A 24,832-nucleotide genomic window follows, 5' to 3' on the forward strand; every position below is an offset into this window, starting at 1 on the left:
ACACAACAGGCCAAGTGGAGGAAGTTGGTGGGGTTAAGCACAATTTCCTACAAACAGCTTACCATAAAATCAAGCCTTAGTCAATTATGTCAAGTTCCCAAAATAACAAAACCTCCCGGCTTTTACAGCGAGGAGGTTTTGCCAAAATGAAGACCCTAAAGGTTTTTGGCGAACCGGAGCCTGGATACCTTTAGGGTCTGGGTTAACCTGGCAGAATCTTGGCGACGTTTTCCGCGGCGATCTGGTGGTCACTTTCGTCGCGGTAAACCTGACCGCGGCGACTTTAGTCGCTTAGACAATTCCAGGTTTGAACACCTTCACCAAAGTTGATGCTCACCAGGATGATGTCGAGAACGTCCACAATCTCATCCCGGTTGATGTCGGTGGGCAGGCCGGGGCCGGTATTGCCCAGACTGAGGCCAACGGCGGTCGCGTCGGTGATGTCTACAATGTTATCACCATTAACATCGCCACTCTTCAGAGCAACCGTAACCAGGATTGTCTCCGGCGCCGTTATGGTGGGCGCAGTACAAACGGACGGCAGGTAGCCCGGCGCATCGGCGGTGATGGAGGTATGCAGTCCCGGGGTCACATCCACAATGCTGAACTGACCCGTTGCCCCGGTGGTATAACTTTGCCCACTATCATCAACCGACACAACGGCATCCGACCAATTGTTGTTAGCTCGACCCGACAGGCTGACTTGTCCTGTAAGCGTAGCCATTCCCGGTTCGGTGGTCGGCGTCGGCGAAGTGGTCGGCTCACTCGTCGGTTCGGTGGTTGGCGTCGGTGAAGTGGTCGGCTCAGTTGTCGGTTCGGTGGTTGGCGTTGGTGAAATGGTCGGCTCAGTTGTCGGTTCGGTGGTTGGCGTTGGTGAAGTGGTCGGCTCAGTTGTCGGTTCGGTGGTCGGCGTTGGCGAAGTGGTCGGCTCAGGGCCAATCGTGACAGTATAACTCTGCGGGATTACGTCAAAAGCAGTGGCTTCGGGATTACCCAGTTTCTCATTTTCAAAGGTAAACGTCACCTCACCTGAAGCGTCGGTGGCCACAGTAACTTCAAACGTCAGCAGCACAACATCACCGGTCAAGCCGGATACATCACCCTGGCGGCTGGCCACCATTGTGATTTTACCGGCCACATTGTCTACATTATTGAGTACAACAAAAGGTAAATTGGCGTTGACCTGGGAGTTACTGACTGTAACTTTACTGGAGTCGTAGTTGACGTCCAACTGCGCTCCGTAAATGCCGTCGCCCCCTACCCCTTGCGCTTCAACAGCCACCGTGAAAGACTCGCCCGGATTGGCAGAACTGGGGCCATCAAAGGCCAGGATAACCGGACTGGGAGTTGGCTCGGCAGTGGGTGAAGTGGTAGGTGAGGTGGTGGGGTTAGTGGTAGGTGAAGTGGTGGGGTTAGTAGTGGGTGTAGGTGTAGGCGTAGACGGCTCGCCTGTTCCCTCGTCGGCAAAAATCAAAACTGCTCCGCCACCTGACTGGCCGCCATCTGGAAATTCATTCCAGCAGCGGTCGGTAACGTACACTTTGCCGTTGTTGGGATTGATGGCAATTTCAAAGGGATTTTTCCATTGCAGGCTATCGCTCACCAGCGGCGGATTACCAACAACCGTGTGGGGGAGTTTCCATACACCGGGCGCGTCACCGGCCAATACTCCGCCATCAAAATTGATGGCATAGGTCCCGCCCCGCGCTTCGCTGTTGCAGACGGCCTCGTCGCCATAGGCATCCACGTAGGGGAAGCCAGCATAGGTGCCCAGCATGTGCTGCGTGGCCGGGTTGTAAACCAAACCAACTTCGGCATAATCACCAACCTTGATATCGGAATTGCGCAGCAACACATTCTTGGGGTCTATCGTCGAAAAGCTATAGACCAACAATTTGTTGGGGTTGATAAAATCGGGCTGGACCGGGTCAGCGCGAGTATCACGGGCATAGGTCATGAACAGCCGCGGCTCAATCATCCCTTCCTCTTGCCAGAGACCAATGGCATAGGGTGAACCACTGGGGCGTTTAGCGTCTCCATAGGGCAGGATAATATTCTGTTCCGTGTACCCAAAAGGTTCGGCGCTATTAAGCCCCCGGAACTGGAAGGGGCCAGGATTGTTGTAATCTCCGGTAATGGCGTCACGCATGGTCACATAATTGTAGCCTTGTAAACTCTTAGCCACTACCAGCTCAAAGGGACTGAAACCATATTGGTTGGCGATAGGTGGCTCGGCCACAATCTCGGTGCCATTGATAATTACCACCCGCCCGTCCTTATAATCCGGAAAGTGAACCCAACCCGTAAGCGGGTTAACGTCTGGCGCAGTAGGCCCAAAAGTATCGCGTTCCGGTTTAACATTGGCTATAACGTTATCGGTGTTGGCGTCAATCACGGAAACCAACCCGTCTTCAAAAGCGCCCACGTAAACGTTATCGCCGGACACAGCCACGCCCCAGGGGCCACGTCCAATACCGTCCGGCCCGCCGGGAATGGTGCGGAGCACTTCATCAGTGTCACCATCAATCACGGCTACAAAGGGATACGGCTTGGTTACAACCGTTTCAGTTACCGCGCTTGTTGAAACTTCTGATAGGATGACCGGCCCCTGAAAAGCAACGTAAACCTTATTTAACCCGGCATGTATCGCCACTCCCTTGGGATGCACCGGATAAACGGCGCCTAGAGTCACTTCAGCCTGCTCTCCTTCAGCCAAGTCAATAGGAGTACGAGGGGTGGTAGGGTAGTAGCCCTGGCTGGTTCCGCTGAAACGCAGAAAGGGGGTATAGCTTCCGGGAGCCAGATCGGTAAACGTAGCCGGAATAGGCAAACAATTGGTTTCGTCGTTCAAACAAGCCTCTACACCGGCAGGAACAACGCCGTCAACAGCATCGTCGCAATCACCATCCGCGTTTTGATCGGTACAGGCGTTGACCATAATCGTCCCATCACCTTGGGCATAAACCACGCCAAATGGTAAAGCGATAAGCAGTAACAGCCCCAACACGATAAACCACCGTTTAGTAAAAATTATATTTCTCATTTTTGCGTCTCCTAACTATTATCTGGATTCAGGCGTATAGCCCGAATTCAGGCTAACAAACCTCTAACGAGGAAAAGCGTAACTGCCTATCGCAGTTTAGCGCTATAAACGGGCGTTAAATCTTATTGCCCAACCGAATCCCTCCCAGGTATTACCCCTAGCCTGGCGGGCTTCTTCCACTGAATGTTTGCGCCTCCATTTTGCCATTACCTCCTACTCTTTTCTTAAGCAACAAAAACGCCCCCTGCGCGCTTTGAGTCTTTTACAGATAGACCCAAAGACAGGGGGCGTTGAAAGGCAAGCACATACTTTAAACAGGACGAAACTTGGCTAATTCAAATCTCGTCCTGATGGTCTGGCGTGTTGCCGGATAGCCCTGAACGCAGGTGTAAATTTGTTAAAGAACAACCCCCAACTGGTGGGGTTGATTAGGTTACACTTAAGGTAACACTACTTAACAATTGTAACATATTTTAAGGCAATGACAACAGGGTAATAAGTCCTAATCAGGATTTGCTGGGGATTCAGCCCTGGCACAAACAATGCCAACAAAGATTACATTATTGGGGACAATTATAATCTGGCGGAAAGGAAATTGTTGATAACAGACAGTGAGGCAATTACTTTTCGTGATACACTAATGTGGATACACCTACTAATATAATATCGCCATCTTCCAGGTAACGGGAGCCTTCAATGCGCTCATCATTAACAAAGGTGCCGTTCAGACTATTTTGATCTTCGATGATAAAATGGCCAGATTCACAAATGATTCTGCTGTGCTTACGAGAGATTTCTTTGTCATTGGACAAAGAAACAATATTATCACCGGCGCGTCCTATGGTGGTGATACCGCCGACCAATTTGAATACCTCTCCGGCGTGGGGACCAGTAATACAATCCAAATAGGCTGTTATTTCACCAGCCTTTTCCGCCGGAAGCACAAAGGTGGCTTCGTCATCTTCAACTCCAACCTGTTCTTCTTCAAACACCAGGGTAGGATCCTCGTCATCATCAAAGTCCAGGCTAACTTCTGGCAATGGTTCTGCCAATTCGCCAACTGCGGCAGGCATTGCCGTTCCTTCAGCCGCTTCGGCTTCGGCAAGGGCCATTGTCATTCCCTCAACCGCCTCATCTTCGTCGGGCAGTTCAAGGGTGGCATCGGTATCTTCTAAAGCGGCAATGTCCATAGGGGGCGCGTCTATCTCTTTTGCGTCCAGCCCAGACGCGCCCACACCCGTTTGTAACAATACAGGCCGAGAGTCGTCTTGCTCCACCGACTGACCGGGCCTGCCCCTGAGACATCTTATCTGGCTACGGGGAATCATTATCGGCTCGTCGCCAACTTGGATAAAAACATTCAATTCATCTTGAGTTAAAAATTCGCCGTCAAGCGTGTCACCATCCAAAAATTGAACAGTGACCCACCCCTTCAGAGTCAATAAAAATAAATCTTTCGCCTTAAGTGGATTATCTTTAGCCGGCATTGATCTATTCCTCCCAGAATCAATTAGAATTGAGGAGGAAACAAAATATACTCCAACCTCTACTAACTATTTTATTTCAGGTTACTATCAAGGTCAAGCAAGTAACGAGTTTTTACAGGTTTATCTTACAAAAGTTGGGGAGATTGGGATGATTTAACTACAAATTAGGATTTAGTGGAGAGATTTCAGTTGAGGTTTAGATACTTGACTGACCGGCCCAAATTAGCTAAACTTTAACCACAAATCTATTCAAGATTTTGGGGGAGACAATTTGGCCAAAACTAAAAAACCAAATCCAAACGGGGAGTAAGGTTGGGGCGATTATTTCGCCGGCAGCGATTGTGATTGCCGCATTACGGCTGATAACTGCCAAACTGATTATTGTTGATTGGTTCTACCGGCTGATGATTTTGTTGACCATCGCCGGGTTGGGCGTTTCAGCCTATTTGCTGTGGGCCTACACAATCCTGGCTCTATTTGACGTTTCTCTGATAGGTGTGTTATATTCGGCATATCTCACTTATTTGTAATTGAAGCAATATGCCGGCGGTGCATCGCTTCAGCCGTAATCATAAACGGCTATCTTTATTCTATCTACGCTAAACTTATATAGTGAAAGGGAACGATGGCTACTAGAATTATTTGTCGAGCGCTTGACTGCATCTTCAACGAAAGTAAAGCGTGTATCTCTGAAGAGATCGTATACGATCCAGAAGAGGGTTGCTTGACCTACGAGGTCTTAGATGATCTGGTTGAATTGGAGGAAGACGAAGAAGAGTGGGAAGATGACGAGTTGTTTGATGAAGATGAGGAGGAGGAGGAACTGGATTGGGACGATGATGAAGACCTCTTTCTGGATGACGACGATCTTGATGAAGACCTTTAGGGATTCAGATGCCCTCTACCTGGACAGGGTTCAGAGTTAAGGCCTTTTTGGACCCTGCTAACAAATTTTGTTACGTTGGAGTCCCCATGGATTTTAAGGTGGGGCGCTTTAATATTTTCATAACTTCAAATCAAAACATTAAAATCCTTAAACGAGCCAGCGGCCGGTATTGCCCTGGCTCGTTTCATAAATTCTGGGCTTTTGCCAGACCGTAGAAAGTGCAGGAAAACAAGTGATAAAACAACCGGTAGATATGCTCTTAACCAATGGTTACCTGGTAACAATGGACAGCCAGATGAACCTGTATTCCTCCGGCGCAGTCGCAATAAAAGATAATCTTATTGTAGCGGTTGGTCCCGCCAATGAGATTGCGTCTGCCTATCAGGCCACAGAAATAATTGACTGCCAGGATTGTATCATCAGCCCCGGTTTAATCAATGCCCACACTCACGTTCCCATGACGCTGTTACGCGGCCTGGCCGATGACCTGCGGCTAGACGTGTGGCTCTATGGCTATATGATGCCGGTGGAACGCGAATTTGTAGGGCCTGATTTTTGCTATACCGGCACCCTGTTGGGCTGCGCCGAGATGATTCGCTCTGGCGTGACCACTTTTTGCGATATGTATTACAATGAGGCCGAGGTGGCTCGCGCCACAGTTGAGGCCGGGATGCGGGCCGTGCTGGCCCAAACCATCCTTAAATTCCCCTCCCCCGACGCCAGCAATTACGATCAGAGTTTGGCCTACTGCCGCCAATTCATCGAGGAGTGGCGCGGCCACCCCCTGATTATTCCCGCCGTTGGCCCGCACGCCCCCTACACCGCCACGCCCGACATGGTGCAAAATTGTGCGGCGCTGGCCGCCGAATTTGATGTGCCCCTGCACATCCACATCGCTGAAACAACATTGGAACAAGAAAACAGCGTGGCGCAATATGGCGCCACCGTGGTGCCCTGGCTACAAACATACAACCTGTTTGAGGCCAAGGTAATTGCCGCCCACTGCGTGCATCTCCAAGAAAACGAGATGCGCACTTTGCATCAACACCGGGCCGGGGTAGCTCACTGCCCCAGCAGTAATCTTAAATTGGCCAGCGGCACTGCCCCGGTTCAAAAAATGGTTGACCTGGGCCTGCACGTGGGCATTGGCACCGACGGCCCCGCCTCAAATAACGACCTGGACATGTTCGAGGAAACCAGGCTGGCCGCTTTTTTGCAAAAAGGCGTTTTTGGCGACCCCACCCTGCTGCCGGCCAAAACCACCTGGGCCTTGGCCACCAGTGAAGGCGCTCGCGCCGTGCATATTGACCACCTGGCGGGTTCGTTGGAACCGGGCAAACGCGCCGACGTTGTCGTTATCGCCATGGCTCACACCCACCAACTGCCTCGTTTTGCCCGCGACCCGGAGGCAGTCTATTCGCAATTGGTTTACGCTACCAAAGCCACCGATGTTAGAGACGTGATTGTGGATGGCAAAGTGTTAATGCGAGAGCGTAAACTGCTAACCCTGAACGAGGCCAACATCATTGCCGAAGCCAAACAAATTGCCAAACGCATTGACGCCTTCTTGACCGCCCGCGAGGGAAATATTCTCTCCAAACTATTGGCCATCAGTACAGATTTTATTCCCCAGGAAACATTTGAAATTCAGGTCAAAGTAAAGTTGCCGGAACTCATCAACGTTAAGGCGGTGCTGGCAGAATCCGGCATCTCAACCTACCGCCCCTCCCTGAGAGACCAATACGACACCTACTTCTTGTTTGAAGATAAAGAAGCCGGGCGGCTGCGCTTCCGCGAGGATGAAGTAAAAAATGAACAGGGTGAATTACAGGAAACCTTTTACACAATGACCCTGATGGGGCCGACCAGTGAAAAAGAGTTTGAAAACTCGGTGTTGCTCACCCGCGCCCGTTACACAGCCTCGGCGCGACAGAGTTTACGCTTCTACCGGGAGTACTTCAAACCTGTTGCCGAACGAGAAGTGGTTAAGCGCCGCCGCCGCTGTCACATCAATTATAAAAATACAGATTTTGCCATTAACCTGGATCAATTATCCGACGCCGGCCTGGACAACGTTTATCTGGAAATCAAGAGCCGCACCTGGTCGGCCAAAGATGCCCTGCACAAGGCCGAACTCATTGGCGAACTGTTAGAGAAATTTCAGATAAAAACCGAAAACCAACTCAAAGCCGAGTACATAGACTTGATGCAAGAGTGAAGTTCAAGTTATGGTCAAGGAGGACGCTATGACTCACTCAAACCCGCAAACCATGGGCCAGCAGTTTGGCCGTCGTTCCTGGGCCGAACCATGGAAGATCAAAATGGTCGAGCCAATCCGCCTCATCAGCCGGGAAGAGCGGCAACAGGCTTTAGCCGAAGCCGGCTACAACACCTTCCTGCTGCGTTCCAAAGATGTCTATATTGACTTGCTCACCGACAGCGGCACCAGCGCCATGAGCGACCGACAATGGGCCGGCCTTATGTTGGGGGACGAGGCTTATGCCGGCAGTCGTAATTTTTATCACCTGGAACAAACCGTGCAAACCTATTACGGCTATCGCTATCTGGTGCCCACCCACCAGGGACGAGGTGCCGAGCATCTGATCAGCCAGGCCCTCATCAAACCCGGTCACTATATCCCCGGCAACATGTACTTTACCACCACCCGTTTGCATCAAGAATTGGCCGGAGGCACCTTTGTTGACGTCATCATTGACGAAGCCCACGATCCGGCCAACCCGCATCCCTTCAAAGGCAACGTTGATTTAGCCAAACTGGAAGCGCTCATCAAGCGCGTGGACGCTGAAAATATCCCCTACGTGAGCCTGGCCGGCACGGTGAACATGGCCGGCGGCCAGCCAGTGAGTATGGCTAATGTGAAGGCGCTACGCGAGTTATGCAACCGCTACGGTATCCGGGTCTACCTGGACGCAACCCGTATGGTGGAGAACGTTTACTTCATTCAACAACGTGAAGAAGGATATGCCAGCCGGTCCATTGCCGAAATTCTGCAAGAGTTTTGTAGCTACACCGATGGCGCCTGGATGAGCGCCAAAAAGGATCACCTGGTCAATATTGGCGGCTGGCTGGCCGTCAATGACCCAAAAGTTTTTGACCTGGCCCGCAATATGGTGGTCATTTATGAGGGGCTGCACACGTATGGGGGCATGGCCGGGCGCGATATGGAGGCGCTGGCCATTGGCATTGTTGAAGCTGTGCAGGATGACCATATTCGCGCTCGTGTTGGCCAGGTGCAGTATCTTGGTGAGTTATTGACCGACTGGGGGATTCCCATTGTGCAGCCGGTTGGCGGGCATGCCATCTTTTTAGACGCCAAACGCATCTATTCTCACCTCCCCCAGAACCAATTTCCGGCCCAAACCCTGGCCGTCGAACTTTATCTTGACTCCGGCATTCGTTCAATGGAACGCGGGATTGTCAGCGCGGGTCGGGACCCGGAAACAGGCGACCATCGTTATCCTGCCCTGGAATTGGTCCGCCTGACCATTCCTCGCCGGGTTTACACCCAGGCTCACATGGATGTCACCGCCGAGGCGGTCAAAGCCGTTTACAACGCCCGCGCCCAAACGCGCGGCCTGAAAATGGTCTACGAACCTAAATATCTCCGTTTCTTCCAGGCGCGGTTTGAACGTTTATAAGCTAAAACGTCAGAAGCTTTACCTATTTCTCAAACTGTGATACACTATGTAAAGTTCAAGTTAGCCTAGTGTTTTAAGGGAGGTCCTATGGTAAGGCTCGTCTGGTGTTACCTGCTGATTATTTTTGGCGGATTATTACTGACCGGCTGCGATTTATCCCGCCCGCAAGATGCAGCCGGCGATATTGAAGCGTTTGTGCCCCCGGCCGTGGCCCAAACCAACACGGTTATTGGGCTGCAACCGTCTACCCAGCAGCTCAACATGGGCGAGAGGGGAAACGTTGACCTTACCGTTGCAAACATAACCAACCTGTTTGGTTTTGAAATTGGTTTGCAATTTGATCCCAACCTCATCCAGATTCAAGATATGGATCCCACCAAGGAAGGCGTCCAGATTCAGCCGGGCGATTTTCTGTCGCCTGATCTGGTGCAAAGCAACATAGCCGACAATACCACCGGCAATATTCTGTACGTGGTCACCCAGGTTGCTCCTTCCCCGCCCGCCAGCGGCAGTGGGGTGCTGGCCACCATTACGTTTCAGGCTGTAGCGGAAGGCGTCAGCAACCTGACCCTGCCTACTGTTAAATTGGGGGATCCAAACGGCCAGCCCATTACCGCCGACGTCCAACCGGGCCAGGTGATTGTTGGTGAGGGCGCAGGTCAACCAACGCCTACTTTTACGGTTACGTTTACGCCTATTCCCGGTGAACCCACGCCTACACCCACTATCCCTGCAATAGACACACCCACCCCTACCTCTATCCCCCTTATCCCAACCGCCACGCCAACTATATCCCCCTCGCCCGCCCCTACCATCACCCCTATCCCCCCCATCACCAATATTCCGCCGGGCGCAACCGTAGGCTTCTGCTATCGAGTTCAGGAGGGAGAGACGCTCTACGGCATTGCCCAAAAATTTGGCGTAAATGCCCATTTTCTCAACCTGGTCAACGACCTGTACCCACCGGGTTATGTCTTTACCCATCAAGCCCTTTTTATACCAGAACAATGTGGGGGTGGCCCTAATGTGTACGTGGTTAAAGCAGGGGATACCCTGATCCGCATTGCCGACCAGTGTCATTTGCCGGTCTCTTTTCTGGCCTGGACCAACGGCCTGCCCGAAACCGCTGTTTTGCCGGAAGGCCACGTGCTGGAGATCCCCCTTCCGCCCTTCTCCCCGCCTTCCCGGTATCCTTATCCTCCCCCGGGACCGCCGCCTGTTGCGCCGCCGCCTGGAGGTTGCGCCGCCTGTAGCTCAAACTGGTAACGATGCCCAAACAATTCAAGGCAGAACAGATTTTTCTATTTGCCGGCCTGTTTTCTTTTTTTGTTTTTTTGTGGTTGGTTGCTTTTTTGCTTTGGATCATTGCTTCAGGCCGGCCTATCTCCATGGCGCTGCCTGCGCCCCTGGTTGAAATTGCGGCCACCCAGGGTTTTGTGCTGCCGCCCACCTGGACTCCTACAGCCGAACAACGACTTGGACCTACGCCCCTGGCTACCCGGGTTTGGGATGGGCAGCAGCCCACCCGTATTTACACACCGCACCCTACCTCGCTGCCGGGCCTGCCGATCCCCTTCTACCCCGCCCAGTTATCGGTGGTAGACCTGGCCCGGATTATGCAAGGCGAGTCGCCCGGCGATAAAGAAGCAGCTTATATGGTTGGTTGGATTGCCAAAAACCGCCTGCTGCACGCCGGTTATGGCGACACCTACGCTGTGGTTTCGCACGGCTTTTTTGGCTATCGGGCAGATATAGAACCCAATAAAGAGTTCCTGACTCTGGCCCGGCGAGTCATCAGGTCAAAAGAAGACCCCACCAACGGTTGTCTTTATGCCCTCTCCCGCACCGATATCACCAATTTGGGCATCCCCCCTGGCCAGGCCGATGTGGCCTATGGCGAATGGTTCTTCTTCAAAACCTGGCCTCTAAGCTCCCGCTAATATGCCAAAGGAAAACCCAATTGCTCTTGCTCCTGGTTCATGCTCGTGTTATAATTTTAGTGCTTCTGCGCGTCCCTTTTTAATATCCCAAACCCTAAAGATATTTAGGGTCTTCATTGTTCTCTGGTAGGTGGTAGCATGGACATTCCTGGCGGAAAATTTATAGACGATTTAACCGGCCAACATTTTGGCGGCTACGAGTTAAAAGAGTTAGTGGCCACCGGCGGGATGGCCAGCATTTACAAAGGGTTTGATGAAGCCTTATCGCGTTGGGTAGCGATCAAAGTAGTGCCTATCCAGGCCACGGGAGTCGCCGAGGAGACAATGCTGGCTCGTTTTCGTCTGGAAGCCCAGGCTATCGCGGCCTTGCGTCACCGAAATATTTTGACCATTTACGGTTATGGCGAGGAAAAAGGGTGGGCCTATATTGTAATGGAGTACGTGCCGGGCGGCTCTTTAAAAGACCGCATCAAACTCGACCAGCCCTTTACCTGGCAGCAGGCCCTCACAATTATTATTCCCGTTTCCGAGGCCCTGGCTTTTGCGCATGATCGCCACATTATCCACCGAGATATTAAACCGGCCAACATTTTAATGCCCGCCGAAGATTGGCCCCTTTTGGCCGATTTTGGCCTGGCCAAAATGGAACACTCTACCAGGCCCAACCTGACCATGCCCGGCCAGGTATTAGGCACTATGGCTTACGCCGCCCCCGAGCAAATTCAAGAGGGTGAGATTGATACCCGCGTAGATATTTATTCCCTGGGCATTGTTTTGTACGAGCTTTTAACCGGCAAGCTTCCCTTTGCCGGTGAAACCACCTTTGATTTTCTGATGGCCCGCCTGACTGATCCGCCGGCCCCTCTTTTAAAAATCAACCCCGATGCGCCCCCCCTCTTTGTGCCTATTTTAGATAAAGCCCTGGCCCAGGAACCGGAAGACCGCTATCAAACAATGATAGAATTTTCTGGAGCCTTGAAAGAAGCCCAACGCGAACTCACCAGCCTGATGACGACGACAGAAAGTGTCAAGGCCAAACGGCGAGAGCCAAAAGTCCGCCTGACGGTTAGCCCCGGCGGCCAAGAAATTTTGATCTCAGGCCAACCGGAGCTGATTATTGGCCGGGCTTCTAAAGATAAAGTGCCCGGCATTGATTTAGCCCCTTACGGCGGCAGCAAAGCCGGCGTCTCCCGCCAACATAGCCGCCTGGTAAACCAAGATAATGAGTGGTTTATTGAAGACTTGAGCAGCACCAATGGCACTTTTGTCAATGGCATCAAGCTGACGCCTCGCCAGATGGTCACTCTCAAAAATAACGACCTGATCCGCTGTGGGCAAATTGAGTTGCATTTTTTAATAGGTTAATTAACGGCGAGATGAAATGAGGGTGCGGGCGTCGGCTTCGCTGACCGGCAGGACCACTGTAATTGTTGTGCCTTCCCCCGCTTTACTCTGCGCGTTGACGTAACCCCCATGCGCGTCAACAATCTCTTTAACAATGGCCAAACCTAATCCGGTGCCGCGACTCCGTTTGCGACTTTTATCTACTTGATAAAAACGCTCAAAGATGCGAGCCAGATCGTCGGCTGGAATCTCCGGCCCGGTGTTGGTAATGCCGATCTCAACAAAATCGCCTCGCTCCGAAAGCGCCGTTGTCACATCAGCCTGCACTAAACCGGGCTTGACTCGCCGGGGACGAGGCAAATGTTTGTCAATACGGCTGCTAATGATCACCCGTCCCTCAACCGGGGTATGATGTACGGCATTATCCAGGAGATTAGTAAAAACCTGGGCCAACCGGTCGCCATCCCCCACCACGCGAGGCAAATCACCCCACTGCTGCACCACCTCAATTTGTTTTTGGGCTGCCTGGGGCAACAAATGCTCCAGCGTATTGGCTAAAATATGGGATAAATCCACCGGGGTTTTGTTCATCACCACCTGCCCCGCATCAATACGCGCCAGGTCCAATAAATCTTCCACCAGCCGGGCCATCCGGCTTGCTTCTTGATGAATAATCTTGGCGGCGCGGCGCTGCGCCAGCTCATCTTGGGTAGCGCCCTCCATAATGGCTTGCGAAAATCCCTGGATAGATGTGAGCGGCGTTTTCAATTCGTGCGACACATTGGACACAAAATCGCGCACGGCTCGCTGGCTGTTTTCAACCCGGCCAATCATCACATTAAAACTGGCCGCCACCCGTTTGAGCTCCGGCGGCCCGCTCTCGGCCATACGATGTTCGTAATCGCCGGCGGCAACGGCGCTGGCGGCCCTGGTGATGTGTTGCAAGGGGCGCGTCACCGACCGAGTGATCAATAGTCCCAAAAAAAGAGAGAGCGCCAGGGCTATTGTCCCGGCCATTAAAAAACCCTGGCCCAATTCAGTCAGCAAATCAAGTGGGGTTGGGGCATAGGGCGCCACTTCCGCCAAATAGCCAAGCGGTTGACCGGCCGGGCCAACGGGCACGGCCGCGTAAATAAACGTGCCGCCGCCGGGCGGGTCAAACGTTCCGCTTTGAGCAGGCGAACGAGACGGCGGCGGCCTGGTTTCCCCCAGGCCAATAGCGGGCCGTTGCCCTACCCATATATCTTGACTGTCAAACACAACCACACCCGTTGGGTCAAGAAAAACCAGGCGGGTTTGATTTTGCGCCGCCCAGGAATCCAGGCGGGGCAAAATCTTCTCTATGGGCACGCCCTGGCGCAGAAGGTTGTCAATTTGAGCGCCTACCCGCTGGGTTTGCGCCGCCAGCCGCAAACGGATCAGGCGGCTCTGCACCGGACGGGCAATCAAGATGAGGGTCAAAAAGGCCAGGGTTAAACTGACCGCAATTATGAGAATGTATGAGATGATCAGGCGCCACCGCAGGCTCATAACCAAACACCCTTCTTGCTCATCGCCTACTCCCGGCAAACAAATTTGTAGCCCACGCCCCACACCGTTTCAATGCCAACCCGTTCGTCGGGGCTAAGTTTATCGCGGAGATGGGCCACATGCACGTCAACCGTTCGGGTTTCGCCATAAAAGTCATATCCCCAGGCCAGTTCCAGCAGCTTTTCCCGGCTCAGGGCCAGACCTTTGTTCTCCACAAAGGTTTGCAGCAAATCAAACTCTTTGGTCCGCAAGTCCAGCAATTTACCATCCAGGTGAGCTTCACGGCGAGCCGGGGCGATAATGAGCGGGCCTGCTCGCAAAATTGGCGTTTCAACGTGGGCCGGGCTATCCGCAGGGGGCACAGGAGGTTGGCCTGTCTGCATCCTCCCCCGCCGCAAAACGGCCTTTACCCGCGCCACCAATTCCCGAGGGTTGTAGGGTTTGGTCATATAGTCGTCCGCGCCCAATTCCAGCCCTACAATTTTGTCAATGTCGTCGGTGCGGGCGGTAAGCATAATGATGGGCACGTCGCTGGTCGCCCTGATTTTTTTGCACACTTCCCAGCCATTCAGTTCCGGCAACATCAAGTCCAATACAATCAGCGTGGGTTGGCGGCGCTCAAATTTCTTGAGGGCCTCTATGCCGTCATACGCGGCCTCCACTTGATAGCCCTCGTTTTCCAGGTAAAGCCGGCCCAACTCAATGATGTTTTCTTCATCGTCCACAATAAGAATGAGATCGTTGGCCATAATGGAACGTTGGATTATCTCCATTCCTGAAATGTGCTTTTTATTGTATCACATCTCCTTTTGCCTTGACAACCAAGCTCCGCCCGCCTGTGTCAAGTATGGCTGAAAAATTCAAGCATCTGATTGTCAGCTTTAATCATTTATGGTATCTTCTTATTAAGCAGACACGCCACGGAGAACCCCATCGTACCCCTGGGCATGCGAGGCTTGACACGTGATCCCCGTTATGGAACCTTATTTCAGGAGGTGATTGATCCATGACCGAATTCTGGCAAGGGGTGATAATTTTTATCACGCTGTTTACAATGATGGTTGGCCTTATTTTTACGGCAGTTCCCCCTATCCCCGGCACTGTGGTCATCTGGGCGGCAGCTATTTTTTACGGCCTGGTTTTGGGTTGGGAAAATCTGGGCTGGCTTACATTTGGCGTACTGACTATTTTGATGATTGTGGGCCTGGTAGTGGATGTTGTCGCCGGACACTTTGGGGCCAAATTGGGTGGCGCTTCCTGCCTGGCCATTTTTGTGGGGGCAGTGCTAGGACTGATTGTGGGCATCATCCTCAGTTTGATCGGTACGCCGGTGTTGGGTTGTTTTGCCGGGCTAATCGGGATGGTGGCCGGGGTATTGTGGATAGAGTGGAAACGTCGGGGCGATTGGGAGAGGGCGGTCAGGGCCACCAAAGGCTACATCGCCGGGTCCGTAGCAGGCATTATGGCCAGGGTAACTTCCGGGGTGTTGATGTTTAGCATCTTTCTGGTTAGGGCTTATTGGGGAGGGTGAAAATTTATCCGGCTCCTAAAGTTTTCCGGAACCTTTAAGGTCTTCATAAGCCCGCAGCACCTGCGCGCCCGGGAAACGCGCTCGCACGCCCACTGCAAAATCCTCCAACAAAGGTCGCACGTCAAAATAAATCAGATGACTCTCGCGGTCCGAGTCGGACGCGCCAAAACCTTCCACCACTACCATTGCGCCGGGGATGGCCAGCATTAGGTCAACCCATTCCCGCTCACGACGTTCACTGCCGGGCGAGAGCCAGATTTCCTGCAAACGGGCGGCCTGGCGCAAGTAATCAATATGCCAATGCGGTTTCTCTACCGGCTTCAAATGGTATTTGAGCCGTCCTACCAACCCGCCAGACCCAAACGCACTGCCCACGTAGGCATACCAGCCTGCCGGAAAATCGAATGTTCCCAGTTTGCCAATGGTCAGCTGTTCATCAATAGGTAGGTGAAGCAGTAAAACATAATTTCCTGTTTCATCAGCCATTAGCGTATTGCCTATTGTATGTTGCCTGTGGCATAATAAATAACCATCTGCTCATTGCCGGACCTAAAGATTGCGACAACGGTTATGGGGTAATTTAGTTAATTCACAACCTTAACGGTTGCGGCAATCCTTTAAGATCGGTTCGCCATTTCAGGAGACCAACTTGCAACGTCCTTTGGGACACACCTTATATCTGACGCTCTCCCTGGCCCAACCCTGGCTACGTTTGGGGCCAGGCTGGGCTGCTTTGGCCGGCGCGCTATCAACGGGCCAGGCTACCTTCAACCTGTCCACCTTGTTGTCCCTGCTAGGCCTGTGGCTGCTGGTTGATCCTATTTTGGGCGGCCTATGGGATTTGTCGGTGCAACAGGGGTTGTGGCGCAGAATTGCCACAGCCCAATTAGAGCCGCCGCCGGCGTATGGGTTTTCCCTGCCTTATACCCAGCCAGGCTCAATGGCGGGACGTTTGGCGTTGCAATTGCGTCGTTACCAGGTTTGGTGGCAAAAAAGTTACTGGCCTGCATACGGCCGCAAATTCATAGCGTTTTGGTTAGCCACTATCCTGGCCCTGCTGCTTGGTCTCTTTTTGGCCCCGGCCATTTTTTGGCTGACCCTGCTAGCCGTCTGTCTGACCATCCTGGCCGGGCAAATTTCCACCGACTTAACCACCGCCCAAAGAGGATGCCTGCCGGCCCTGGTTGAATTGTTGTTACCCTGGTCTATGGGCCTGGCCCTGTGGTCGGCGCTCTCGCCCTTTGGCTTGATCCCTGCCTTCTGTTTTTGGGCTACTTACCTGGGCGGGCTAAGAATGTTGGGCCAGCACCATCGCGCCCAAATGCTTTTCTTCTTAGGCCAGGTAGCCGCAGTTTTCTGGCTGCTGGGTTGGCAATTATTGTCCGGCGCAGCTATTTTAAGCGTGCTCCTGACAGCGCAATTCATCATTAAAACCAAGTTTAATCATCCTGCCGACTTTCTGCAAAAAGTGCAGCCCCTTCTGGTGATGGGTGTTATGGCGGTGGGGCTTTCGTTGGCCAGTCTGTAACGTATCAGGTTTCAGGTATCACCTTTGCGCTTAACCAATAAATGATAATCTGGTTCACTATTGCCTTAGTTACTATTTTAATCATTGGTTTAATTCTTTACTGGCAGCTTATTCTGGCTGAAGGGGCTTACCTGGGTGCGCCGCTGGTGGCCCTGCTATATGATTGGACGGCAGAACGTTACAACAAGATCAAAGATTTTAATAGGGAAATGGAAGCCTTTTGCCTGGGTCGGCCGCTGGCCAACCGGCTCTGCCACCAACCCGAAGCAATGGTTTTAGATGTAGCCACCGGCACGGGGCGCGTCCCGCTGGCCCTGTTCGATCAACCTTTGTACCAGGGCAAGGTGATTGGTTTAGACCGCGCTTCTAAAATGCTGAACGTGGCCCGGCGCGACACAGCCACTGACCGATCCAGGATAACCCTCATCCAGGCCGATGCAATGGCCTTGCCCTTTGCCGATAACAGTTTCCCCCTGGTCACCTGCCTGGAGGCGCTGGAATTTTTACCCAACCCCCAAAAAGGCCTGGCCGAGTTGATTCGCGTTTTGCAGCCGGCCTCAAAAATAAATCCCGCTCAAGGCTGGCTACTGGTCACTCACCGCATTGGCTGGGAGGTCCGCCTGATGCCGGGTAAAACATGGCGCGCCAAAACGCTCGTCACCATTTTAAAAAGCTTCCCCTTGCAACATCTTGACATCCGGCCCTGGGAAGATATTTACAACCTGGTTTGGGCGCAAAAGGTTGAACATTGAACTTGCAGCCAAAGTGTTATTGTCGGCCGTTGGCGGGTAAAATAACCGGCAAAACAAACAGTTAGCGCAAAAAAGGAGATAGCTGTATGGAACTGGCCCAACTGATCAGAATCGCGCGCGGCGACGAGCCGGCCGACCTGATTTTAAAAAACTGTAAAGTCATAAATCTTTTTACCGGGGAAATCATTGACACCCACATTGCCATTGCCCACTCCCGCATAGTGGGGCTGGGCGATTACGAGGCTCAACAAACGGTTGACCTGGGGGGACGCTATGTAGCCCCTGGGCTGATTGATAGTCACGTGCATATTGAGAGCGCCATGGTTCCGCCTCCCGAATTTGCCCGAGCCGTAGTGCCCCGGGGCACCACTACCGTCGTTACCGATCCTCACGAAATTGCCAATGTGCTGGGACTGGAAGGCATTCGCTTTATGTTAGAAATGGCCAAACACAACCCCCTCAGCGTGTACGTCAATGCCCCCAGTTGCGTGCCCAGCACCCACATGGAAACTACCGGCGCGTCGCTGGAGTGGTACGATCTGGAGCCATTGCAACGCGAACCTTATGTTATTGGCCTGGCCGAAGTGATGAACTTTCCCGGCGTGGTAGCTGGCGAAGAAAGCGTACTCAATAAAATTCGCTCGTTCAAAGGGGTGGTTAAAGATGGCCACTGTCCCGGTTTGAGCGGTAAAGGCCTCATGGCTTATGTGAACGCCAGCATCGGCAGTGACCACGAATGTACCACGGGTGAAGAAGTGTTGGAGAAACTGCGTTTGGGCATGTATATTTTTTTCCGCGAGGCCACCAATGCCCGTAATCTCAAATCGCTTCTGCCTTATGTAACGCCTGAAAACGCCCATCGCATTTGCTTTTGCACCGACGACCGCCAACCGGCCGACCTGCTGGAAGAAGGTCACATAGACTTTATGCTGCGCACGGCCATTGCCGAAGGCATTCCTCCCCTGACCGCTTTCCGCATGGCCACGCTCAACCCCTCCGAATATTTCCACCTGCACGACCGGGGGGCTATTGCGCCCGGTCGCCGGGCCGATTTGATGATATTTTCCAACTTGCAAGCCCCAACGGCAGAGTTGGTTTATCGCGGCGGCAAACTGGTGGCCAAAGACGGCCAAATGCTACCCTGGGAACGCGAAGTGCGGCACAGTATTCTACGCAGCTCAATGAACGTAGATTGGAGCAAGGTTAATTTCAACATTCCGGCCAACGGCAGCCAAGTGCGCATCATTGGCGCCATCCCCAACCAAATACTCACCAACCACATTATTGAAGAAGCGCCTCAAACAAACGGCAAAATTATCACCGATACTAACCGCGACATCCTCAAAATGGCCGTTATTGAGCGTCACTTGGCCACCGGCAACGTGGGCAAAGGCTTGGTGCGCGGCATCGGCCTCAAACGTGGCGCCATTGCCAGCACGGTAGCTCATGATCACCATAATATCGTGGTTATCGGCGCCGACGACCAAAGCATGCTTACGGCTGCCCACGCTGTAGCCAATACCCGGGGCGGCATGGCTGCCGTTGAGGGCGATACCGTTTTGTGTCAACTCCCTTTACCCATCGCCGGGCTGATGAGCGATCAACCCATTGAGCGAGTGCGTGACCGGATGGGCCAGTTGCTCAGGGCCGCCCACCAACTCGGCTCGCCGTTGCACGATCCCTTCATGGCCATGAGTTTCCTGGCCTTGCCGGTCATTCCCTCCCTCAAACTAACCGATCACGGTTTGGTGGATGTTGACCGATTTCAACTGGTTTCGCTCTTTGTCTGAAACCCAGGATTTACCTTTTTGACAAGTCGGCGCGTTATGGTAGCATGGGGTTGTGTCAGAGTAACAGCAAGCGTTAAGATATCCCCCCCAAACACTTTGACACCTTTTTTATTCTTACTTCAAGATTAACTGTCTCAAGGAGGACATTATATGACCCCATAGTCTATAAAAGATCTCTTCACAAATGGTAGTTGTTTGACAACCGGCAACTTGGGTTGTTAACAAGGCGATGGTTATCTATTCAAAATAAGTTATTACCCATCTCTTAGTTTTAGGAGGAGATTCGTTATGAAACGCTTTGTTTGGCTGGGATTGTTAATTGTAGTTCTGGTTTTAATAGCAGCGTGTGCCGCTACGCCGGCGCCTGAACAGCCGGCGGCGGAAGAACCGGCGGCGGAAGAAGCAGCCCCCCAAGAAGGCGCCGAAGAGGCCGTCACCGAAGCCGAAGGTGGAAAATATCAGATACCTTCGATTGAAGAAGGCAAATATAACGTCGCCTTTGTTTACGTTGGCCCTCACGACGACGGCGGCTGGAGTCAAGCCCACGACGTTGGCCGGATGTATGTTGAAGAAAACCTTGACAACGTCCACACCGCTTACGTTGAAAACGTAGCTGAAGGGGCCGACTCTGAGCAGGTTACTCGCTCGCTGGCCAGAAAAGGCTTTGACGTGATCTTCACCACTTCCTTTGGTTTTATGGACGCCTCGGAGATTGTGGCCGAAGAGTTCCCGGATGTGGATATCATTCACATTAGTGGCTTCAAGTCTAACGAAGCCAACTTTGGGAACCTGATGGGCGCGATGGAAGATATGAAATACCTGGCCGGCATGCTGGCCGGTTCACGGGCCAAAGTTGACGGCAACCCCAAATTGGGTTACATTGCTACATTCCCCATTCCTGAAGAGCTGCGCCTGGGCAACGCCTTTGCCCTGGGTGTACAAAAAACCTGTCCCGAATGTACAATTGATGTTCGCTGGATTTACACCTGGCACGATCCCATTCTGGAAAAAGAAGCCGCAGCTTCGCTCTTTGATGGCGGGGCCCAAATAGTGATGACCGGTGCCGACACCCCTGCGCCTGCCGAAGCCGCTCCCGAGGGTAAATGGGGCATCACCTACGACTACTACGGAAACTGCACCGTTGATGCCTGCCTCACTTCTATGTATTGGAACTGGGGCCCAATTTACGCCGACATCGTTGAAAAGTCTCGCGCAGGCACCTGGAAAGGTGGCTGGGAATATTTTGACGCCGACAGCGGCGGTCTGGGTCTGTATGGCTTTATGGAAGGCGAAACACCCCAGCCGGGCGTAGAGGGTTTGCCAGAAGAAGACCTGGCTCTCATTCGCGAAACCCTGGACAAAATGCTCAAGGGCGAATTTAATCGCTTTGACGTTTTCTCCGGCCCCATCAAAGACAATCAGGGCAATGTGGTTCTGGCCGAAGGCGAAAAGCTTGAGCAATTAGACCTGGATGGCTTTTCCCAATTTGGCAGCGAATGTAAAACCTGCATGTACTGGTGGAATGAAAACATTACCGCCGAACTGCCTGAGTTAGAGTAAACAACCCTGGCTTAATTTTCAAGCCGAGGCGGTTTTAAAAACCGCCTCGGCTTTAGTTGCCGGACCGGAATTAACAAAAGATAAAGTTTCTATTTCCGCCGTTTGTTAATTCTGCTCTCAGATAGCCCTCGCCTATTTTGATAAAGCACTCTCAAGAATCAAGGTGACGTTTATGACCAAAACAAGCTATGCCGTTGAGATGAACGACATTGTGGTCCGCTTCCCTGGCGTGTTGGCCAACGACCACGTAAACTTCACTCTAAAGCAAGGAGAAATCCACGCCTTGCTGGGCGAAAATGGGGCGGGGAAAAGCACGCTGATGAACGTGTTGGCCGGTCTTTATAAACCCGCCTCCGGCGCAATAAAAATCTACGGCGAACCGGTCAACTTCAACTCCCCCAAAGCGGCCATAGCCCAGGGAATTGGCATGATTCACCAGCACTTTATGCTGGTGCCCACCCAAACCGTCACCGAAAACATTCTCCTGGGATTAGATGACCCTAAATTTTTCATGAACTTAAAAGTGTACGATCAGAAGATTTTAGAGTTGCAAAAGCAATTTGGCCTGCGCGTTGACCCCACGGCCAAAATCTGGCATCTTTCTGTAGGGGAGCAGCAGCGCGTTGAGATTTTGAAAGTGCTCTACCGGGGGGCAAATATTTTGATTATGGACGAGCCGACAGCCGTATTGGCTCCGCAAGAAATAGACGAGTTAATGAACACTATGCGCTCAATGGTGAAACAGGGTAAATCCATTGTTTTCATCAGCCATAAACTCCATGAAGTCACCGCTGTGGCCGACCGGATCACCGTGTTGCGCAAAGGCAGAGTTACCGCCGAGGGTCGGAATATGGAAGGAGTCACCAGAGAAGAGCTGGCTCAATTGATGGTGGGGCGTAATGTAGTGTTTGTGGTACACAAAAAACCCCAAGAACCGGGCGAGGTGGTGCTGGCAGTAAACAACGTTCAGGCTAATAATAACAAGGGCGTGCCCGCCCTCCGGGGATTGTCCCTGGAAGTTCGCAGCGGTGAGATTTTGGGCATTGCCGGAGTGGCCGGCAATGGGCAAACAGAATTGGCCGAAGTGATTACCGGCTTGCGGCCATGTTCCGGCAGCATTAAAATTAATGAGCAGGAAGTCAGCAACCAACCCCCGCTTACTTCTATTGAGCGTAAAGTATCTTACGTACCGGCGGACCGCACCGGCGTTGGCAGCGCCCCTAATTTAAGCATTACCGATAATACGATTATGAAGAATTATCGCCGCGAACCTATTGGCAATGGTTGGAGCATAAACTTTACCAATGCCCGGACCCAGGCCCGGGAATTAAAAAATAAATACAACATTTTGGCGCCCAGTGTCCAAACAGTGGCCCGTAATCTCTCAGGCGGCAATTTGCAAAAGGTCATTCTGGCCCGGGAAATTTCGGCCCAACCTCAATTAATGGTGGCCGTGCAGCCAACCCGTGGTTTAGACGTTGGCGCAATTGAAGCAATTCAAAATTTATTATTAGAGCAACGTGAGGCCGGTACCGCCATTTTACTTATCTCGGAAGAATTGGAAGAGCTACTGGCTTTAAGCGACCGCATTGCGGTTATTTTTGACGGCAAAATCATGGGCACAATGCCCGCCGATGAAGCTGACATCAAGGAAATTGGCTTGATGATGACCGGCACCGAGGTAGTGAAGGCAGGTGAAAATTGATGACGCCATTTACCCTTACTTTTGAAAAACGAGTCGAAGATATCCCCAAATGGTTGCCGGCAGCCACCTCTCTTGGTTCAGTGGTGATAGCCTTTATTATTAGCGGCATTATTCTCAAAATAATTGGCGGCCAACCGCTCCTGGCGGGCAGGTTCTTTTTTAATGCCACCTTTGGCAGTTGGGCGGTTTTTTCTGACACCCTGGTAAAGGCGACGCCCCTTATTTTGGTAGGGTTAGCCTGCGCTGTTGCCTTCAAAATGAAATTGTGGAACATTGGCGCTGAAGGGCAGTTTTACGCCGGCGCCTTTGGGGCCAGTTTGGTGGTGCTGGTGCCTATGGTGCCTTTAGACAGCCCAAAGGTGGTGGTGCTGGGGTTGATGATGATCATGGGCATGCTGGGTGGAGCCTTATGGGGCTTTATCCCCGGCTATCTCAAAGGTCGGTTCCAGGTTAATGAGATCATCACCACCCTTATGCTCAACTACGTGGCCATCTTATGGAATAATTTCTGGATTTTTGATAAATGGAGCGACGCCGGGTTTCAGATGACGCCTACTTTTGAAAAGTCAGCTTGGTTGCCCCGGCTGGCCGACTATGCCCGCCAATACAGAGCTTTCTCCGGCGTCACCCTGCATTTAGGCTTTGTCATTGCCCTGGTGGCCGTAGTAATTGTATGGTGGATATTGGCCCGCAGCCGGTGGGGGTACGAAATTAGACTCACGGGTGATAACCCAGAGGCGGCCCGTTATGCAGGCATTAATATTGTCAAAAATATCGTGCTGGTCATGATGCTGTCCGGGGCTTTGGCCGGTTTGGCCGGAATGTCAGAAATAAGTGGAGTAGTCCACCGCTTGCAAGAACGCATCTCGCCGGGCTATGGATTTACGGGGATTATTGTAGCCTGGTTGGCCAAACTGAACCCTTTTGCCGTGGTTATTGTTTCTATTCTCTTTGGTGCGCTGATTGTAGCCGGGCGAGAAATTCAGCCATCGGGGCTGGCCTTTCTCTTACAAGGCATTATTCTCTTTATGGTCATTAGCAGTGATGTGCTGCTGCGTTATAAAATCCGCCTGTTAAGGACAAGCAGAGAGGTAACATGAACCTGATCATTATTTTACATGCCGGCATAGCTACAGGCACTATCTTGCTTTTTGCAGGCATTGGCGAAATTTTTGCCGAGCGGTCCGGCGTGCTTAACTTGGGCGTTGAAGGCATGATGTTATTGGGCGCAATGGCAGGTTTCAGCACTTCCCTGGCTACAGGTAATCCCTGGTTGGGCTTGATGGTAGCCACTATTGCCGGCGGCCTATTGAGCTTAGCCCATGCGCTGGTGACTATTCACTTTCAAGCAGATCAGGTGGTGAGCGGCCTGTCGCTTACTTTTTTGGGCACAGGTTTGGCCCTGGTGCTGGGCGAAGGGTTGACCGGCCAGAATCCTCCCCTGATACCTTCATTTGACCTTCCTGGTCTGCTTGCCATTCCCTTTATTGGGCCTGTGTTTTTTGAAAACCATAGCCTGCTGGTTTACATAGGTTATATTTTTGCCCCCCTGGCCTGGTATTACATCTACAAAACTAGGCCCGGCATGCATTTGCGGGCCGTGGGTGAAAAACCGGAAGCGGCCGATACAATGGGTATAAACGTTTACGGACTGCGTTATTTTTACGTGTTTGTGGGGGGGTGTTTGGCGGGTTTGGCCGGGGTTACCATCAGCCTGTCTGTCTCGCCGGGCTGGTACAGCTCTCAAACTACTTCTGGGCAGGGCTGGATTGCTATTGCCTTGGTTATATTTGCTCAGTGGGACCCGCTTCGGGCGGCTTTGGGAGCTTATCTCTTTGGCGCACTGCGCCGGGGCATTCTAGATTTGCAAGGACCCGCCACCCTGTTTGGTTTTACCAATCCCCTCTACATCAATTCTAACTGGGGCTTCTTCCTCCAGATGACGCCTTACCTTCTGACCATCATTGCCCTGGTTTTGGGTTCACGAGCTGCGGCCAGAAAACGCCTTGGCGCACCCGCAGCATTGGGTCTTCCTTACATTCGTGGCGAGCGGGGACTATAACAAAATTATGGCCAG

20 protein-coding genes are annotated in these 24,832 nt (G+C 52.3%); 15 read left to right on the plus strand and 5 right to left on the minus strand.

Annotation, left to right across the window (positions count from 1 at the left end; genetic code table 11):
• Positions 1 to 283: 283 nt before the first annotated feature.
• Together JW953_24025 and JW953_24030 are read right to left on the minus strand one after the other, a co-directional pair.
• A complete protein-coding gene (locus JW953_24025) occupies positions 284 to 3,043 on the minus strand; it encodes a hypothetical protein (protein MBN1995775.1) in 2,760 nt (919 codons plus the stop codon).
• A gap of 620 nt (positions 3,044 to 3,663) precedes the next feature.
• The gene (locus JW953_24030) at positions 3,664 to 4,530 is read right to left on the minus strand and encodes an FHA domain-containing protein (GenBank protein MBN1995776.1); all 867 of its coding nucleotides are present in this window, start codon (positions 4,528 to 4,530) and stop codon (positions 3,664 to 3,666) included.
• Between the two features lie 341 nt (positions 4,531 to 4,871).
• Between JW953_24030 and JW953_24035 the strand changes: the two genes are divergently transcribed.
• The 7 genes from JW953_24035 to JW953_24065 all read left to right on the plus strand — a co-directional run bounded on the left by JW953_24035 (position 4,872) and on the right by JW953_24065 (position 12,380).
• A complete protein-coding gene (locus tag JW953_24035; protein MBN1995777.1) occupies positions 4,872 to 5,060 on the plus strand; it encodes a hypothetical protein in 189 nt (62 codons plus the stop codon).
• Positions 5,061 to 5,155: 95 nt separating this feature from the next.
• Positions 5,156 to 5,416 carry a hypothetical protein gene (locus JW953_24040; protein MBN1995778.1) on the plus strand — a complete coding sequence of 87 codons (261 nt, stop codon included), beginning with the start codon at positions 5,156 to 5,158 and terminating at the stop codon, positions 5,414 to 5,416.
• A gap of 253 nt (positions 5,417 to 5,669) precedes the next feature.
• Entirely contained in the window at positions 5,670 to 7,634 is a 1,965-nt protein-coding gene (locus tag JW953_24045; GenBank protein MBN1995779.1) for an amidohydrolase family protein, read from the plus strand.
• A gap of 28 nt (positions 7,635 to 7,662) precedes the next feature.
• Positions 7,663 to 9,075, plus strand: a complete 1,413-nt coding sequence (locus JW953_24050; protein ID MBN1995780.1) for a tyrosine phenol-lyase — start codon at positions 7,663 to 7,665, stop codon at positions 9,073 to 9,075.
• Between the two features lie 87 nt (positions 9,076 to 9,162).
• Positions 9,163 to 10,341 (plus strand): LysM peptidoglycan-binding domain-containing protein, encoded by a 1,179-nt coding sequence (locus JW953_24055; GenBank protein ID MBN1995781.1) that lies wholly within the window; start codon positions 9,163 to 9,165, stop codon positions 10,339 to 10,341.
• A gap of 2 nt (positions 10,342 to 10,343) precedes the next feature.
• Positions 10,344 to 11,015, plus strand: coding sequence for a hypothetical protein (locus tag JW953_24060; GenBank protein ID MBN1995782.1), 672 nt, complete (start codon positions 10,344 to 10,346; stop codon positions 11,013 to 11,015).
• Positions 11,016 to 11,153: 138 nt separating this feature from the next.
• Positions 11,154 to 12,380, plus strand: coding sequence for a protein kinase (locus JW953_24065; GenBank protein ID MBN1995783.1), 1,227 nt, complete (start codon positions 11,154 to 11,156; stop codon positions 12,378 to 12,380).
• Here JW953_24065 and JW953_24070 read toward each other — a convergent pair whose 3' ends face one another.
• A complete protein-coding gene (locus JW953_24070) occupies positions 12,381 to 13,889 on the minus strand; it encodes a HAMP domain-containing histidine kinase (GenBank protein ID MBN1995784.1) in 1,509 nt (502 codons plus the stop codon).
• Between the two features lie 26 nt (positions 13,890 to 13,915).
• On the minus strand, positions 13,916 to 14,638 hold the full coding sequence (locus JW953_24075) for a response regulator transcription factor (protein ID MBN1995785.1): 723 nt from the start codon (positions 14,636 to 14,638) through the stop codon (positions 13,916 to 13,918).
• A 257-nt stretch (positions 14,639 to 14,895) separates the two neighbouring features.
• On the opposite strand from JW953_24075, the gene JW953_24080 reads away from it, so the two are divergent.
• A complete protein-coding gene (locus tag JW953_24080) occupies positions 14,896 to 15,420 on the plus strand; it encodes a DUF456 domain-containing protein (GenBank protein ID MBN1995786.1) in 525 nt (174 codons plus the stop codon).
• Between the two features lie 15 nt (positions 15,421 to 15,435).
• Here JW953_24080 and JW953_24085 read toward each other — a convergent pair whose 3' ends face one another.
• Positions 15,436 to 15,906, minus strand: coding sequence for a GIY-YIG nuclease family protein (locus JW953_24085; protein MBN1995787.1), 471 nt, complete (start codon positions 15,904 to 15,906; stop codon positions 15,436 to 15,438).
• A gap of 163 nt (positions 15,907 to 16,069) precedes the next feature.
• On the opposite strand from JW953_24085, the gene JW953_24090 reads away from it, so the two are divergent.
• The 7 genes from JW953_24090 (at position 16,070) to JW953_24120 (ending at position 24,817) form a co-directional block, all read left to right on the plus strand.
• A complete protein-coding gene (locus JW953_24090; GenBank protein ID MBN1995788.1) occupies positions 16,070 to 16,948 on the plus strand; it encodes a hypothetical protein in 879 nt (292 codons plus the stop codon).
• A gap of 41 nt (positions 16,949 to 16,989) precedes the next feature.
• Complete coding sequence (locus tag JW953_24095; protein MBN1995789.1) at positions 16,990 to 17,700, plus strand: class I SAM-dependent methyltransferase; 711 nt, start codon at positions 16,990 to 16,992, stop codon at positions 17,698 to 17,700.
• An 86-nt stretch (positions 17,701 to 17,786) separates the two neighbouring features.
• A complete protein-coding gene (gene ade, locus JW953_24100) occupies positions 17,787 to 19,490 on the plus strand; it encodes an adenine deaminase (protein MBN1995790.1) in 1,704 nt (567 codons plus the stop codon).
• Between the two features lie 288 nt (positions 19,491 to 19,778).
• Positions 19,779 to 21,050, plus strand: a complete 1,272-nt coding sequence (locus tag JW953_24105; GenBank protein ID MBN1995791.1) for a BMP family ABC transporter substrate-binding protein — start codon at positions 19,779 to 19,781, stop codon at positions 21,048 to 21,050.
• 172 nt (positions 21,051 to 21,222) lie between these two features.
• Complete coding sequence (locus JW953_24110) at positions 21,223 to 22,755, plus strand: ABC transporter ATP-binding protein (protein ID MBN1995792.1); 1,533 nt, start codon at positions 21,223 to 21,225, stop codon at positions 22,753 to 22,755.
• On the plus strand, positions 22,755 to 23,855 hold the full coding sequence (locus JW953_24115; protein MBN1995793.1) for an ABC transporter permease: 1,101 nt from the start codon (positions 22,755 to 22,757) through the stop codon (positions 23,853 to 23,855). Before JW953_24110 ends, JW953_24115 begins: the two co-directional genes overlap by 1 nt.
• Positions 23,852 to 24,817, plus strand: coding sequence for an ABC transporter permease (locus tag JW953_24120; GenBank protein MBN1995794.1), 966 nt, complete (start codon positions 23,852 to 23,854; stop codon positions 24,815 to 24,817). Before JW953_24115 ends, JW953_24120 begins: the two co-directional genes overlap by 4 nt.
• The last annotated feature ends 15 nt before the right edge of the window (positions 24,818 to 24,832 follow it).

It is taken from the genome of Anaerolineae bacterium (genome assembly GCA_016931895.1).
Classification (GTDB): domain Bacteria; phylum Chloroflexota; class Anaerolineae; order 4572-78; family J111; genus JAFGNV01.

Excerpts from the sequence above, each read along its gene's own strand:
- JW953_24025 (MBN1995775.1), bottom strand. The coding sequence starts at position 3,043 with ATGAGAAATATAATTTTTACTAAACGGTGGTTTATCGTGTTGGGGCTG.
- JW953_24030 (MBN1995776.1), bottom strand. The coding sequence starts at position 4,530 with ATGCCGGCTAAAGATAATCCACTTAAGGCGAAAGATTTATTTTTATTG.
- JW953_24040 (MBN1995778.1), top strand. The coding sequence starts at position 5,156 with ATGGCTACTAGAATTATTTGTCGAGCGCTTGACTGCATCTTCAACGAA.
- JW953_24045 (MBN1995779.1), top strand. The coding sequence starts at position 5,670 with ATGCTCTTAACCAATGGTTACCTGGTAACAATGGACAGCCAGATGAAC.
- JW953_24050 (MBN1995780.1), top strand. The coding sequence starts at position 7,663 with ATGACTCACTCAAACCCGCAAACCATGGGCCAGCAGTTTGGCCGTCGT.
- JW953_24055 (MBN1995781.1), top strand. The coding sequence starts at position 9,163 with ATGGTAAGGCTCGTCTGGTGTTACCTGCTGATTATTTTTGGCGGATTA.
- JW953_24060 (MBN1995782.1), top strand. The coding sequence starts at position 10,344 with ATGCCCAAACAATTCAAGGCAGAACAGATTTTTCTATTTGCCGGCCTG.
- JW953_24065 (MBN1995783.1), top strand. The coding sequence starts at position 11,154 with ATGGACATTCCTGGCGGAAAATTTATAGACGATTTAACCGGCCAACAT.
- JW953_24070 (MBN1995784.1), bottom strand. The coding sequence starts at position 13,889 with ATGAGCCTGCGGTGGCGCCTGATCATCTCATACATTCTCATAATTGCG.
- JW953_24075 (MBN1995785.1), bottom strand. The coding sequence starts at position 14,638 with ATGGCCAACGATCTCATTCTTATTGTGGACGATGAAGAAAACATCATT.
- JW953_24080 (MBN1995786.1), top strand. The coding sequence starts at position 14,896 with ATGACCGAATTCTGGCAAGGGGTGATAATTTTTATCACGCTGTTTACA.
- JW953_24085 (MBN1995787.1), bottom strand. The coding sequence starts at position 15,906 with ATGGCTGATGAAACAGGAAATTATGTTTTACTGCTTCACCTACCTATT.
- JW953_24095 (MBN1995789.1), top strand. The coding sequence starts at position 16,990 with ATGATAATCTGGTTCACTATTGCCTTAGTTACTATTTTAATCATTGGT.
- ade (MBN1995790.1), top strand. The coding sequence starts at position 17,787 with ATGGAACTGGCCCAACTGATCAGAATCGCGCGCGGCGACGAGCCGGCC.
- JW953_24105 (MBN1995791.1), top strand. The coding sequence starts at position 19,779 with ATGAAACGCTTTGTTTGGCTGGGATTGTTAATTGTAGTTCTGGTTTTA.
- JW953_24110 (MBN1995792.1), top strand. The coding sequence starts at position 21,223 with ATGACCAAAACAAGCTATGCCGTTGAGATGAACGACATTGTGGTCCGC.
- JW953_24115 (MBN1995793.1), top strand. The coding sequence starts at position 22,755 with ATGACGCCATTTACCCTTACTTTTGAAAAACGAGTCGAAGATATCCCC.
- JW953_24120 (MBN1995794.1), top strand. The coding sequence starts at position 23,852 with ATGAACCTGATCATTATTTTACATGCCGGCATAGCTACAGGCACTATC.